Source organism: Pseudomonas sp. FFUP_PS_473, assembly GCF_002858665.1.
In the GTDB taxonomy this organism is placed as follows: Bacteria; Pseudomonadota; Gammaproteobacteria; order Pseudomonadales; family Pseudomonadaceae; genus Aquipseudomonas; species Aquipseudomonas defluvii.
This window is the reverse complement of sequence record NZ_PJQQ01000019.1, coordinates 1-14,643: the sequence shown is the minus strand read 5'-3', so window position 1 is coordinate 14,643 and position 14,643 is coordinate 1. Positions and strand designations below refer to the sequence as shown.

Genomic DNA, 14,643 nt, shown 5'->3' with positions numbered 1-14,643 from the left:
GGTAGGCCTGGTCACAAGCGATAACTGATAACGCATAGAAATCCAACAGACGTAATCAAAAGGACCAAGGCAAACGCATTTCAAACGCGCCTTGATCCTGATAACCACATTACTTTGCAGCAGCCACGTCGAAAGTTTTGTCCGCCGTACCGTTCTCGGCGGTGCCATCAAATTCATTGTACTTGTAACGGATGCGCGTATAGTTTAAAGAGATGCGTTCAGAAGGCTGACCATCGGTGTGACAGTGCGTCGAGAAAGTACTGATAACTGGGTTAGTAAGTTCTATGCGTAGCAGCTCCTGCAGTTTTTGGTTTGTACCCGAAGCGTGTAGCACAACAATAATAGCCTCTGTAAATGCCGTACCTTTCAACGACTGAATGAAAAATTCCGGCGAACTCTTATCCGCAGACTTCGTAAGAGAAACTTCCGAAATATACCCAGCGAGAAGTCTGCGCTCAGCGCCACTCCCCGAAATGTCCCTAACTGTATTGAACGAATAAGAGTCAAACACGAGCCATTCCCTATAGCCTTCAACCTTGGAAGTACCCTTAATCTCCGAATAAAACTTTACCAAAATCATATATTACTCCTCGCATATTAAGCAAAAATTGAAAACTTTAAGACTTGACTGACGGCAATTTTGAGACCAGGCGTAACGAAACAGTCAACCCTTCCAACTGGTAGTGTGGGCGCAAGAAAAACTTGGCCCGATAGAACCCAGGGTTAGCCTCATTTTCTTCGACCGTCACCTCTGCCGCCGACAGCGGCTTACGCGCTTTATCGATATCCGTTGCCGTTGCCGGGTTCAGATCGACATAACGCATGATCCAACTGTTAAGCCAGCGCTCTAAATCCGCACGTTCTTTGAACGAGCCGATCTTGTCGCGCACGATGCACTTCAAGTAGTGGGCAAAACGGCAGGTAGCGAACAGGTAAGGCAAGCGCGCCGCCAATTGCGCATTCGCGGTGGCGTCGGGATCGTCGTACTGCTGCGGGCTGTGCAGCGACTGCGCCCCGATAAACGCCGCTAGCGAGGTGTGCTTGCAATGCACCAGCGGCATAAAGCCGTTGTTCGCCAGTTCCAGCTCGCGACGATCACTGATGGCGATCTCGGTTGGGCAGGTCATGTCAACACCACCGTCTTCGCTCGGGTAGGTGTGCACGGGAAGCCCGCTGATTGCACCGCCCGACTCGATACCGCGGATCTGCGAGCACCAGCCAAACTGCGTGAACGACTGGTTGATGTTCAAGCCCATGGCATAGGCCGCATTGAGCCAGAGGTACTTGCTGGCGTCGCCCTGCGTCACTTCTTCAAAGTTGAAATTTTCCACCGGCGCGGTTTTCGCGCCGTAAGGAATACGCCCGAGGAAACGCGGCAGTGTCAGGCCCACGTAGCGCGAGTCTTCGGAACTGCGCAGGTTGCGCCAAGCCGCATGCTCAGGGGTCTGGAAGATCTTGCTCAAGTCACGTGGGTTGGCCAGCTCTTGCCACGAGTCCATCAGCAGCGCGCCTGGGTCGGCAGCGCTGATCAATGGCGCATGGGCTGCCGCCGCGATCTTGGCCATGGACGACAGCAGTTCGACATCCGGCGGGCTGTTGTCAAAGTAGTAGTCGGCAATCAGTACACCGAAGGGCTCGCCACCAAACTGGCCGTACTCGTGCTCATAGATCTTCTTGAACAACGGGCTTTGGTCCCAGGCCGCGCCTTTGAACTTTTTCAGTTCACGGGCCAGATCGCCCTTGGAGACGTTGAAGAAGCGAATCTTCAGTTTCTCGTCGGTCTCCGTATTGCTGACCAGGTAATGCAAGCCGCGCCAGGACGCTTCGAGCTTCTGGAAGTCGTCGTGGTGCAAGATCGCGTTGATCTGGCTCGACATCTTGCTGTCGATCGCGGCGATAAGCGCCTCAATGGTGCTCAGCGTGTCTTCCGCAATCAGGTGCGATGCGCTCAGTGCCTGCTCAGCCAGGGTATGCACCGCAGCGTGCAGCGCTTCACTGGCCCGCTCGCTGCGCGGCTTGAACTCGCGTTGCAGCAGGCTGCCGAAACTATCGGGAGCATCGGTAGTGAGCTGACTGTCAGCGACCTGTATCTGTTCAGTTGCAGCCATGGCGGCTTACCTCATTCAGTGGTTTGGGCTGGGGACTTCGCTTGCGCCAGCAGCGAACTCATGAGCGCAGGGTCCTGGAGCAACTGCGCGACCAGTTGCTCAGCGCCACTCTTGCCATCCATGTAGGTCAAGAGGTTGGAGAGCTGATTGCGCGCCTCCAACAACTTGTTGAGGGGTTCGACATTGCGTGCGATAGCGCCCGGGCTGAAGTCGTCCATGCTCTTGATATCCAGGGCAATGGACAGCTGGCCTTCGCCGGTCAGCTCATTCTTGACTGCAAACTTCAACGACGGCGCAATGGCATTCATGCGCTCATCGAAGTTATCAATATCAATTTCCAGAAACTTCCGATCGGCCACGGACGGCAAGTGCGCAGTATTGGCACCCGACAAATCCGTCAATACACCGTTCACAAAAGGAATTTCTACTGTTTTCTCAGCCCCGTAGAGTTCGACGTCGTAGTCGATCTGAACCCGCGGCGCGCGGTTACGACCAATAAACTTTTGCCCACTATTACTCGACATGACACCCCCTCAAATAGAAACCTTAAACCCTCAATCTTCCTGTTCACCCGCCAACGCGCGCATCTCGCCAACACTTGACGGTGCAAGTTCGGCGATTATTTCCAGAAACTCTTTTCCCGCGAGCCGGCGTACTCTGCGGACCAACATGGGGATCGGACTGCTGGGCTCATGACGGCTGTAATACGCCTCGATCGCCTCAAGCGCGACGACCACCTCTTCTCGTGAGGAAAACGCTGTTGACCCTGCGTGCTGGTAAACCACCGGCGGTGGCGTCGGTCGCTCTTCCAGTCGCTCAATGGCCACTGCCTGGGCCGTGTTACGCAACCGGCTGTCAACGACCTGAATCCATTGCTGCAAGAGCAGCACCATGGAATGCAGCGGCGAAACCGCGTCCAGGCCGGTCTTTTCATCCAGGCACTGACCGATATCGACCAACAGCTTCTTAAGGCGCTTCAACACGCCCAACCCACGCATGAGATCCGCCGAGCAAAGTGGCTCGATCAAGCCGGTCAAGCGCACCAGCGAGGCGTCACGCTCCGCGGACTCGTTTGCACTGGCAATCAATGCCAGGTCCGAACAACAGAGGTTGTCGCCCCCTGGGATACGGGCTAGCACTTCGCGGCGCAGCCTGACACCGATGGTCGACGGCACGGCAAGTTCTGCAAGCGCATTGACCCTGACCAACGGATCAAAGTGATCTTCGGCACTGAGCCGGGGATGCACGCTCTCCCAACGCTCCCGAAGCAAAAAGGCAATCAACTGCAGGCCATTGGCAAAGCCCGTCAAGCCCTCACGCTCAAGCCATGCGCGCGCCAGGCAAACAGCCACGCGAAGATCATGTGTGCGCTTGAACAAACTGATGCAGCGCGCCTCGACGGAAATCCAGTCAATGGGTTCAGGGACAAATACATAATCGCCGTATTGCGACTCTTCCCGCACCGTTACTTGATTGAACAGCTCAAGGAACTCTGCGTCGTATTCAAGATGCTCACCACACCCTTCATTGGCAAGCGCAGCAATAAAATTATCCACACTCATGCGTTAGCCTTTTGCAACAAACGTTAGTTGCGAAACCTGTTGATCGGGGCATGACAACATTGCAGCCCAGGCCTTGAATACAAACGAGGAAGCGTAAAGAAGCGCTATAAGCACGCACCACTAAAAATGCAGCGGGCTGTTTTTCAATACCCTGATAGCGACACAATTACTGAAATGACTGTCAGCATGTTTTATCTATCGGTGTTTGCCGACGACGCTATTGTGCTGATCAACAGGGGCCGTGAAAGTAGGTTTAGTTACCGCAGCAATGTAGGACGCTTCCTGCGAAATGAAGGCGTCGTTACCCTATTGACTACAGATGCCTGCGCGCAGGGCGCTTTGGTGCATGCATACCCCGGCCAGTACGCTTAAACTGGGCGCGTTAACGCTGCCGTGCCCCGACACGCGTGCCGCAGATGATCACCTCAAGCAAGAGACCCTTAATGGCAAACCACGACCTCACCTTCCTCCCCGATCCCGACCCGGAATCCATCTCTTCGGACGTCGCCAGTTTCGGCGGCGTGCTGGTTTCCACGCAGATCCCGACCCGCGCTGACGGCAGTCTGGAACTGGGTGGCATCGTCGAGCAGAGCGAATGCACCCTGCAGGCACTCAAGGTTGCGCTGGAGCGCGCAGGCAGTTCCATGGACCGTGTGATGCACCTGACCATCTACCTCACCGACATGGCCGACCGTGCAGCGTTCAATGAGGTTTATCAGCGCTTTTTCGCAAGGCCCTGGCCGGTGCGCGCCGCGATCGGCGTGGCGGCCCTTGCCGTTGAAGGCATGCGCGTAGAGGTCACAGCGATGGCCGCCAAGGGCTGAATCCACGGTGCTATCCAGTGGCGGCCCTCCGCGAGCGGCCGCCACCGGGCAGCAGGTGGGTGCCGGTCAAGCGTTTCGCAGCTACAATGCGCGCCTTGACCGTGACAAACGACCAGAAAAACATGTCCCTGCCCAAGCATCACCTGGAATTACTCAGCCCCGCCCGCGATGTTGCCATTGCTCGCGAGGCTATCCTGCATGGCGCTGATGCCGTGTACATCGGCGGCCCGAGCTTCGGCGCCCGCCACAACGCCTGCAACGAAGTGAGTGATATCGCTCAATTGGTAGAGTTCGCCCGCCGCTACCACGCCCGGGTGTTCACTACCATCAATACGATCCTGCACGACAACGAGCTGGAGCCGGCACGCAAGCTGATCCACCAACTGTACGATGCCGGTGTCGATGCACTGATCGTCCAGGACCTGGGCGTGATGGAGCTGGATATCCCGCCAATCGAACTGCACGCCAGCACCCAGACCGACATCCGTACGCTGGAGCGGGCGAAGTTCCTCGACCAGGCAGGCTTCTCTCAATTGGTACTGGCCCGCGAACTGAACCTCAGTGAAATCCGCGCCATCGCCGATGAAACCGATGCGGCAATCGAGTTCTTTATTCACGGCGCGCTGTGCGTGGCCTTCTCTGGCCAGTGCAATATCTCTCACGCCCAGACCGGCCGCAGCGCCAACCGCGGCGACTGCTCCCAGGCCTGCCGCCTGCCCTACACCCTGAAGGACGATCAAGGCCGCGTGGTTGCCTACGAAAAGCACCTGCTGTCGATGAAGGACAACAACCAGAGCGCCAACATTCGCGCACTGGTGGAAGCCGGCGTGCGTTCGTTCAAGATCGAAGGGCGCTACAAGGACATGGGCTATGTGAAGAACATCACCGCCTATTACCGCCAGCGCCTGGACGAGGTCCTCGAAGACCGCCCGGACCTGGCCCGTGCCTCCAGCGGCCGCACCGCGCACTTTTTCGTGCCCGATCCAGACAAGACCTTCCACCGCGGCAGCACCGACTACTTCGTCAGCGAGCGCAAGATCGACATCGGCGCCTTTGACTCGCCAACCTTCACCGGCCTGCCGGTGGGCGTCGTCGAGAAGGTCGGCAAGCGTGACCTGCTGGTAGTCAGCCATGAGCCGTTGTCCAACGGCGACGGCCTCAATGTGCTGGTCAAGCGCGAAGTGGTGGGTTTTCGCGCCAACATCGCCGAAGCCAAGGGCGAGTTCGAAGAAGATGGCGAAAAGCGTTACCGCTACCGCGTCGAACCCAACGAAATGCCCGAGGGCCTGCACCAGTTGCGCCCAGGCCACCCGCTGAGCCGCAACCTGGACCACAACTGGCAGCAAGCGCTGCTCAAGACGTCCGCCGAGCGCCGGGTCGGTCTTTCCTGGCGCGCTCGCCTGCGCGAAGATCGCCTGGAACTGACCGCCACCAGTGAGGAAGGCATCACCGCCAGCGCTGCCCTGGACGGCCCGTTCGGCCTGGCCAACAAGCCGGAACAGGCCCTGGAGCAATTGCATGACCTGCTTGGCCAGTTGGGTACCACCCAGTACCACGCCACGGCCATCACGCTGGATGCACCCCAGGCGTATTTCATCCCCAACTCGCAGCTCAAGGCGTTACGCCGCGAAGTCATCGATGCGCTGACCTTGGCCCGTATCAACGCCCACCCACGTGGCAGCCGCAAAGCCGAGACAGACCCGCCACCGGTATACCCGGAGTCGCACCTGTCGTTCCTGGCCAACGTCTACAACCAGAAGGCCCGCGATTTCTATCACCGCCATGGCGTGAAGCTGATCGACGCCGCCTTCGAGGCCCACGAGGAAACCGGTGAAGTGCCGGTGATGATCACCAAGCACTGCCTGCGTTTTTCCTTCAACCTCTGCCCCAAACAGGCCAAGGGCGTCACCGGTGTGCGCACCAAGGTCGCACCGATGCAACTGATACATGGCGACGAGGTGCTGACGCTGAAGTTCGACTGCAAGCCTTGCGAAATGCACGTCATCGGCAAGATGAAGGGCCACATCCTTGACCTGCCGCAACCGGGCAGCGTGGTGGAACAGGTGGTCGGGCACATCAGCCCGGAAGACTTGCTCAAGACCATTCCTCGCGCCCCTCACTGAGTGATCGTGTAGCGCTCAAGGCAGTCGCAACCGCTCATTTCGGCCTGCACCTACAACAGGGCCCTTGGTTTTCCAAGGGCCCTGTTGTCATTCAAGGGCCTTGTCAGCGAGAAAGCGTGAAGTGGGAAAATACACTTTGAATGTTAACGATAATTACTATTATTATCGCGCATTCAAATTGCTACCACTCGCCTCCAAGGATTGCGCCTTCCATGCGTCGCACGTTCGTCTCGCTATGCCTGCTTCATGCTGTTACACCCACCGTGTGGGCTAATCCTTCAAATGAAACCGAGCCACCGCTGGTCGAGCTGCAAGCCTTGAGTATCAATGCCGACGCCGCCGATGCCGAGCGCGCCGACGGCCCGGTGCAAGGCTACAAGGCAACCCGTTCGGCCAGTGCGACCCGTACCGACACCGCCCTGCATGAAACCCCGCAGTCCGTCAGTGTGGTGCCACGCGATGTGCTTGAACACACCGGTTCGACCCGATTGCAGGACGCGCTGGACTACGCTGGCGGCGTTGGCCGGGCCAACAACTTCGGTGGCCAGGGCTTGACCACCTTTACTGTCCGAGGCTTTACCACCGGCGAGTTCTACCGCAACGGTTTTCCTATCAACCGCGGCTACCCGAACGCCCCCGATGCCAACACCGTCGAGCGGCTCGAGGTGTTACGCGGCCCGGCTACCAGCCTTTACGGCCGTGGCGATCCCGGCGGCACCTTCAACGTGGTCAGCAAACAGCCGCAGGTTGAGCAAAAGGTGACTGTCGGCAGCCAGATTGACGACCAAGGCATGCACCGTGCCACCCTCGATGCTACGGGTGCGCTCAACCAGGAGGGTTCACTGGCGTATCGTTTGAACCTGCTGGGCGAAGGTGGCGAGAGTTTCCGCGACAATGTCGAGAGTGAGCGTTACGACGTTGCGCCCGTGCTGAGCTGGCAGGTCAACGAGACGACCCGGATCGTTTTCGAGGGTGACTTCATGCGTAACAACCACCCGCTCGACCGTGGCCTGACCCGCTATGCCACGCAAAAAGGCAGCGCCTCGCGTGATACCAACATCTGGGAAAAAGGCAGCGACAACCTGCTGCACAATGACAACAACATGGCTCAACTGCGCTTCGACCACGCGCTGAACGACGACTGGACACTGGCCGGTGGCGTGCAGATGCTTGACGGCAGCCTCGAAGGCAACGCCGTGGAAGCCAACGCCCTGCAAGCGGACGGCCGCACCCTGAACCGTAACTTCAACTATCGCAAGCTGGAGTGGACCGACCGGGACGTGCAACTGAACCTGACGGGGCACTTCGATACCGCCGGTTTCGCCCATACCCTGCTGACCGGCGTCGAGTACGAGGACTACGACTACAAGTCGATCATCCAGCGCTCTGCGGCTGGGGCATCGGCGTACCCCATCGATATCTTCGATCCCGTACTCGGCCAACCCCGCCCTGCCCTGACCCGAACCACAACCCATGACAAGGAAAACCTGAAGACCTGGGCGTTTTTTGTCCAGGACCAGGTAGCTCTGACCGAACGTCTCAAGGCATTGGCCGGGGTACGCGTCGAGCGCTTCGAGCACGACTACAACAACTACCTGCCCAACAGCAAAGGCTGGGAAGCAGCCGACAACGCGGTCACCCCACGCTTTGGCCTGATGTATGACCTGACCGATACCCTTGCGGTGTATGCCAACACGGCGCGCTCGTTCAAGCCCAACAGCGGTGCCAGCCGCCAGGATGAGGGTTTTGCTCCGGAAAAAGGCAAATCCGTCGAACTGGGTATGAAGTGGGAAGCACTTGAACGTCAGTTGAGCGTCGATGCAGCGGTGTATCAGATCGTCAAGGAAAACGTCCTGACCGTCGACCCAGTCAATGAAGACTACAAGGTTGCAGCGGGCGAGGTGCGCAGCCGTGGTTTGGACCTCAACATTGCAGGCAACCTCACGCCCGAGTGGCGGGTTATCGGGGGCTATGCCTACGTTGATGCCGAGGTGACCAAGGACAACTCACTGGAGACTGGGACACGACTGGCCAACATTCCCCGCAACACCTTCAGCCTGCTCAACGTCTATGAGTTCCAGGATGGCATAGCCCAGGGGCTGGGGCTGGGCATGGGGGTCAAGTATGTCGATGACCGGGCCGGGCAGACCATCGCACAGACCTACACCATGGACCGTTACAGCGTGGTCGACCTGTTGAGCTTCTACACGCTCAACGAACATGTACGTCTGAACCTCGACGTGAAAAACGTGTTCAACAAAGGCTATGACGAAGGCGCGTTCAACAACTACGTCTATCCCGGTGCGCCGCGTACGGTTCAGGCGGGCATCGCCTATACCTTCTGACGCGTCAACGGCATACGGCCCAACCACTGGACGAGCGGGTACTTGCGCACCGGCTCGTCGCCCTGTTGCGTTTGCTCAATTGCAGCGCACTTCTATAGTGAGCTGATGGGTTTGCGGCACCGTCCGCAACGCCACCCGGTGGCCGATACGGGTGGCGGCGTTCCGATCCCGTTCAGGAGGGACATACGTATGCCTGCAAACCGCTTCCTTGGTGTAAACAGCGGTAGGGAACTGCTGGACGTGCTGATTCGTGCCGGGATGATCGCCGTGCTGGTGAGCTGGTGCTTTCAGATTTTCCAGCCGTTCTTGAACCTGATGCTATGGGCAGTGATCCTGGCAATCACACTTTACCCCTTGAATCAGAAACTCGCGGTCGTATTCGGCAATCGACCGGGGCTGGCCAGCATTCTGCTGATTCTGCTGGGGCTCGCCTGCCTGATCGGCCCGTTGAGCTTGCTGGGGAGCTCAGTCGCCAACTCCGTACAAAACAGCATGCAGACGCTACATAACCAGGCCCTAGAAATTCCTCCACCGCCAGACTCGGTGCGCAGTTGGCCTTTGATCGGCGAAACCCTGTTTGGTATCTGGAGCCGTGCGTCCAATGACTTGAGCTGGGCATACTCGCAGATCGCCCCCCATATCAAAGGGGTCAGCAAAACCCTGCTGGTCCAGCTTGCGGGCATCGGGACGGGCGTCCTGGTGTTTGTCGCAGCCCTCATGATCGCCGGCCTGATGATGGCAAAAGGCGACAGTCTGCAGCACAGTGCAGTGGCTATCGCCTCACGCATTTCCGGCGCCGAGCGCGGCACACAGCTTGCAGCGCTGTGCACCTCCACCATCCGTGCAGTGGCCCAAGGCGTTGTCGGCATTGCCTTCATCCAGATGTTGATGGTGGGTATTGGCCTGGTCGCGATGGGCGTGCCCGCAGCCGGGCTGCTGTCACTGGTCGTGTTGCTGCTGGGCATTACCCAGCTGCCGACGATCTTGATCCTCCTGCCCATTGTGATCTACGTGTTCGCGCATGATGGCGTGAGCGTCGCGACCATCGTCTTCACGGCCTGGATGATATTTGCCGGGCTTTCGGACAACATTCTCAAACCCCTGCTATTGGGACGAGGCGTGGCGGTGCCGATGCCGGTTGTGCTGATTGGCGCCTTGGGCGGGATGTTGAGCAACGGCATCATCGGGTTGTTCATCGGGCCGGTGATTCTGGCGGTGGGGTATCAGCTCTTCATGAACTGGGTCTATCAGACACTGCCAGATGACGGTCCCGACGCAAGTGACACGCCGGAAAAACCGCCCGCCGACTGAGCTCACGGCCACCCGGGCATCTGTGCGTCGGGCTGCGCGCCCAGCAGAATATCGAACAGCGCCTGCGCCGCAGCCGAAAGCTCATGGCCGGGCTTGGTCAACACGCCAATTGCCCGCTCCACCGGATCGCGCAAGGTAATGCACCGTGCGCCCAACTCCTGCATTTGCCTGGCGCACAACGCCGGTACCGTACTGACACCCAGCCCGCTGGCAACCATTCGGCCAACGGTCGCAAGCTGATGGCTTTCAAACTCCACCGCCAACTTCAATTGCCGCGCTTGAAGGTGATCTTCAAGCATCACCCGCACGCTTGAGGGGCGTTGCAAGGTAATAAAGGGCTGCTCAAGCAAGGTTTGCCAGTCGACCTCTTGAAGTTCAGCCAGCGGCGAGTCAAGCGGCACCACGGCAACGAATCGATCACGGTACAGCGTTGTAAACGCCAGTGACGAACTCTGCAGCGGCTCAAAAGCGACGCCCAGTTCCACCTGGCGATCGCGGACCATTTCCACCACCTGCTCGTTGATCACATCGTTTACCGTGACGCCAACCTTGGGGTATCGCGTACGAAAGGTTTTCAGGATCGGCGGCAGCAGGTTGCAGGCGAACGATGGCATCGCCGCCAGGGTGACGCGGCCCCGCTGGAGCGTGAACCGCTGGCGGATTTCATCCTCTGCGTTGTCCCAGTCGGCGATCAGACGGCGGGCCAGGGGCAGTAGCGACTCGCCTTCCGGGGTCAGGGTAACCGTGCGCGTGGTGCGGCTGAACAATCGCCCACCCAACCCCTCCTCCAAGGACTTGATGGTCAGGCTCAGCGCTGATTGCGACAGGTGCAACCGCTCGCAGGCCACGGCAAAACTCAGGCTCTGCGCCACCGCCCAAAAGGCCCGTATCTGCTTGACCGTCATGACTGCTCCTGTATCGCTGCGCTTTATTGAGATTTATCGATCAATTCATCTTAAAAATCAATTTAACAAATATATGTATTGGCGCAACACTTCAGCACAAATGGCCCTGAACACGGAGAGAGTCAATGCAAGAAGTCGTCATTGTCGCCGCCACCCGCACCGCGATCGGCAGTTTTCAAGGCTCACTGGCCGCGATCCCTGCGACAGAACTGGGTGCTTCGGTGATACGCAACCTGCTGCAACAGGCCGGGATTTCCGGCAGTGAAGTGGATGAAGTCATCCTCGGCCAGGTACTCACCGCTGGCAGTGGCCAGAACCCGGCACGTCAAGCGGCGATTCTCGCCGGCCTGCCCCATGCGGTGCCAGCACTGACCCTGAACAAGGTCTGCGGCTCAGGCCTCAAGGCGCTGCACCTCGGCGCCCAGGCCATTCGGTGTGGCGACGCCGAGGTGATCATCGCCGGCGGCATGGAAAACATGAGCCTGGCGCCTTATGTGCTGCCGGCCGCCCGCACGGGACTGCGCATGGGCCATGCCAGCATGATCGACAGCATGATCAGTGACGGCTTGTGGGATGCCTTCAACGACTATCACATGGGTATTACAGCCGAGAACCTGGTGGAGCAGTACGCGATCAGCCGTGAAGCGCAGGACGCGTTTGCCGCAGCCTCCCAGCAGAAGGCCTGCGCCGCCATCGAGGCCGGTCGCTTCATCGATGAAATCACACCGATCCTGATCCCGCAGCGCAAGGGCGAGCCCATTGCCTTCGCCACCGACGAACAACCACGCAGCGCAACCACTGCCGAATCCCTGGGCAAGCTCAAGCCGGCGTTCAAGAAAGACGGCAGTGTGACTGCTGGCAACGCGTCCAGCCTCAACGACGGCGCAGCAGCGGTGCTGTTAATGAGTGCAGAGAAAGCCAAGGCCTTGGGCTTGCCTGCACTGGCCCGCATTGCAGCCTACGCCAATGCCGGGGTTGACCCGGCAATCATGGGCATTGGCCCGGTCGACGCAACCCGCCGCTGCCTGGAAAAGGCCGGTTGGACCCTGGACCAACTGGACCTGATCGAAGCCAACGAGGCCTTCGCCGCACAAGCGCTCTCGGTAGGTAAAGAGCTGGGTTGGGATGCAGACAAGGTCAACGTCAATGGAGGTGCCATCGCGCTTGGGCACCCTATCGGTGCTTCCGGTTGCCGGGTGCTGGTGACCCTGCTGCATGAAATGATCAAACGTGATGTCAACAAAGGCCTGGCCACACTGTGCATCGGTGGTGGTCAGGGTGTTGCCCTGGCACTTGAGCGCGACTGATCAAGCCGAGGTGCAATAGAACAGCGCCGGTCAGCACAAGCGTGTGCTGACCGGCGTGTTTGCTGGCGTTTTAGCCCAGCAACTGAACCTTGCCACTCGCCAGTTCGTAAACCCCACCGACAATCTTCAAGCGCTTGGCGGCCAAGGCTTCGGTCAACACCGCAGACGCCCCTTTCAGGCGCTCGACGTTGTCCAGAACGTTCTGGCGAATGGCGTTGTCGAGCACATTGCCCGATTTGCCCATCACAGTCTTGACCGAAGGCTCCACGGCTTTGGCAAGCGTGTCGATATGCCCTGGGAAGGTCGTGCCATCGGTTGCCCGCTGCACCCCTGCCTTCACCGCGCCACAGGCTTCGTGACCCAGCACCATGATCACCGGGGTGCCCAGCACCGCTACGGCGTACTCAAGGCTGGCCAGGCCATCGGTGGTAACGAAATTGCCGGCCACGCGCACAGCAAAGATGTCGCCACGGGCACTGTCAAAGGCGTACTCCGGGGCAATGCGCGAATCTGCACAGCTGAGGATGGCCGCAAAGGGGTTTTGCCCGGATGCCAAGGCTTCCCGCTCGGAGAGGAAGTCATGCCGACGGGCGACGCCCTCGACATACCGCTGATTACCTTCCATCAACCGAGACAGCGCCAGGTCGGGCGTGAGGTCATTCTGTGGTTTAGGTAACGGGCCATCCTTGGGTGCAGCTATTGCTGGCATGGCCGGTAGCATCATCGCCCCAGCTGTCAACAAGGCGGCACCGCCACCAAAACGTAAAAACTGTCGGCGACTGGCTTGGCTGGCCGTATTGCGTTGCTCGTTACATTCACACATGGGCATACCTTCTCGGAAGCACGTAAAACGCGCATTTTCCGGTTATCTACCCTCCGTGAACGCCGGATGAGTCTGATAGTTCTGTAGGCGAAATCTTTATATGACACGTAAAGCTTCAACCCAGTCGACGCCTGGACCGCCAAGCCCCCGCGATGACTGCTTATCGTAAAGCAGCCATTATTCTGCGTATGCACTGAATGTCGGCCTATATTGAAGGTGTCGATGCCGGTGAAGCGTGCGCGCCTGAAACCTTCATTGACGCACGCTATTTCAGGGAGCTAGCGGACCATCCAAACCGTTGGAGGTGTCACATGAGCCAATATCAGCGCATCTTTCTCATCGCCGGCCCGAGCATGCGCCATTCGCCCGCCATGCAGCGCGCGCAAGCAATTGCCGATGCTACCGGGGCGGCCCTGCACATCACGTTGTTTATCGAAGATGTCGACATTCTGGGCCTGATGAGCGGTGGCGAAGCCTTGCGCAAACAACTGCAGGATGAACACCGCAAGTGGCTTGCCGATGAGGCTGACGTCATGCGCCGCAGCGGCATTGATGTCACCAGCGAAGTGGTGCTCACCCGTACCGTGTACGAAGACATGCTTGAGCAGGTGAAGCGGCTGCAGCCGGACCTGGTGATCAAAGACGTTCACCATGAGTCATTGCTCAAACGTGTATTCATCACGCCGCTGGACTGGCACTTGCTCAGAGAATGTCCGGCTGCTGTGCATTTTGTCAGCCAGATTCAATGCCCATTGCCACGTGTCATCGTCGCTGCCGTGGACCTCGCCCCACAACACACGCAAAACCCGGCCTCAACTACCAACGACTGCATCATGGCGACGGCTACCCGGCTCGCTGAACAATGCGATGCTGAGCTCCACTTGCTGCACGCCTACGATACGGCACACACCCATATCACCGATGCAGGTGCCGGGACGGTAACGATGCCAGGGTTCAACAGTGAAGTACGCAAAGCACTGCAGCATGCGTTCACTCAGCTTGCCGAACACTATGGGATACCGCCTGAGCGACAACACCTTCTTGCCGGATTCCCCGTCAAGGCGATTGCCGAATTTGCCACTCAGCACCGCGCAGACGTCATCGTCATGGGCAACACCCATCACACAGGTCTTGATAAACGAGTAGGCAGCACCACCGAGCATGTGCTCTATCAAGTGCCCTGCAACATACTGGCAACTCGAGAAAAACTTGAACCCTGAGGAACCGTCCATGTTTACACCCGGTCATCTGCGTCGCACTAAGGAAACTCTGAAAAAGGCTTCGAGATTTGGTGAAATACCCGCCTCACAGGAATCGAACGGTTGAGTCCCGATG

The 14,643-nt window shown here is 58.6% G+C and carries 12 protein-coding genes; 6 read left to right on the top strand and 6 right to left on the bottom strand.

Annotated features, from left to right (window positions below; translation table 11 throughout):
• Positions 1 to 109: 109 nt before the first annotated feature.
• Genes CYD26_RS14620 through tssA form a run of 4 tightly spaced genes read right to left on the bottom strand, consistent with a single transcriptional unit; the run spans position 110 to position 3,670 of the window.
• Positions 110 to 580, bottom strand: coding sequence for a type VI secretion system tube protein Hcp (locus CYD26_RS14620; RefSeq protein WP_102052922.1), 471 nt, complete (start codon positions 578 to 580; stop codon positions 110 to 112).
• Positions 581 to 617: 37 nt separating this feature from the next.
• Positions 618 to 2,108: a type VI secretion system contractile sheath large subunit gene (tssC, locus tag CYD26_RS14615; RefSeq protein ID WP_102052921.1), complete on the bottom strand. Its 1,491-nt coding sequence runs from the start codon at positions 2,106 to 2,108 to the stop codon at positions 618 to 620.
• Positions 2,109 to 2,119: 11 nt separating this feature from the next.
• Entirely contained in the window at positions 2,120 to 2,632 is a 513-nt protein-coding gene (gene tssB / locus CYD26_RS14610; RefSeq protein ID WP_102052920.1) for a type VI secretion system contractile sheath small subunit, read from the bottom strand.
• A gap of 30 nt (positions 2,633 to 2,662) precedes the next feature.
• On the bottom strand, positions 2,663 to 3,670 hold the full coding sequence (tssA, locus tag CYD26_RS14605; RefSeq protein WP_102052919.1) for a type VI secretion system protein TssA: 1,008 nt from the start codon (positions 3,668 to 3,670) through the stop codon (positions 2,663 to 2,665).
• Positions 3,671 to 4,113: 443 nt separating this feature from the next.
• On the opposite strand from tssA, the gene CYD26_RS14595 reads away from it, so the two are divergent.
• The 4 genes from CYD26_RS14595 to CYD26_RS14580 all read left to right on the top strand — a co-directional run bounded on the left by CYD26_RS14595 (position 4,114) and on the right by CYD26_RS14580 (position 10,273).
• Positions 4,114 to 4,494, top strand: a complete 381-nt coding sequence (locus tag CYD26_RS14595; RefSeq protein ID WP_099774894.1) for a RidA family protein — start codon at positions 4,114 to 4,116, stop codon at positions 4,492 to 4,494.
• Positions 4,495 to 4,616: 122 nt separating this feature from the next.
• A complete protein-coding gene (locus tag CYD26_RS14590; protein ID WP_102052965.1) occupies positions 4,617 to 6,617 on the top strand; it encodes a U32 family peptidase in 2,001 nt (666 codons plus the stop codon).
• 212 nt (positions 6,618 to 6,829) lie between these two features.
• Positions 6,830 to 8,962, top strand: a complete 2,133-nt coding sequence (locus CYD26_RS14585) for a TonB-dependent siderophore receptor (protein WP_102052917.1) — start codon at positions 6,830 to 6,832, stop codon at positions 8,960 to 8,962.
• 189 nt (positions 8,963 to 9,151) lie between these two features.
• Positions 9,152 to 10,273: an AI-2E family transporter gene (locus CYD26_RS14580; RefSeq protein ID WP_102052916.1), complete on the top strand. Its 1,122-nt coding sequence runs from the start codon at positions 9,152 to 9,154 to the stop codon at positions 10,271 to 10,273.
• Positions 10,274 to 10,275: 2 nt separating this feature from the next.
• On the opposite strand, the gene CYD26_RS14575 is transcribed toward CYD26_RS14580, so the two are convergent.
• Positions 10,276 to 11,178 (bottom strand): LysR family transcriptional regulator, encoded by a 903-nt coding sequence (locus CYD26_RS14575; RefSeq protein WP_099774899.1) that lies wholly within the window; start codon positions 11,176 to 11,178, stop codon positions 10,276 to 10,278.
• Positions 11,179 to 11,303: 125 nt separating this feature from the next.
• Between CYD26_RS14575 and CYD26_RS14570 the strand changes: the two genes are divergently transcribed.
• Positions 11,304 to 12,485, top strand: a complete 1,182-nt coding sequence (locus tag CYD26_RS14570) for an acetyl-CoA C-acetyltransferase (protein ID WP_102052915.1) — start codon at positions 11,304 to 11,306, stop codon at positions 12,483 to 12,485.
• Positions 12,486 to 12,555: 70 nt separating this feature from the next.
• Here the strand turns inward: CYD26_RS14570 and CYD26_RS14565 are convergent, their stop codons facing one another.
• A complete protein-coding gene (locus CYD26_RS14565) occupies positions 12,556 to 13,308 on the bottom strand; it encodes a carbonic anhydrase (RefSeq protein ID WP_065758358.1) in 753 nt (250 codons plus the stop codon).
• Between the two features lie 311 nt (positions 13,309 to 13,619).
• Between CYD26_RS14565 and CYD26_RS14560 the strand changes: the two genes are divergently transcribed.
• Entirely contained in the window at positions 13,620 to 14,528 is a 909-nt protein-coding gene (locus tag CYD26_RS14560; RefSeq protein ID WP_102052914.1) for a universal stress protein, read from the top strand.
• Positions 14,529 to 14,643 lie beyond the last annotated feature (115 nt).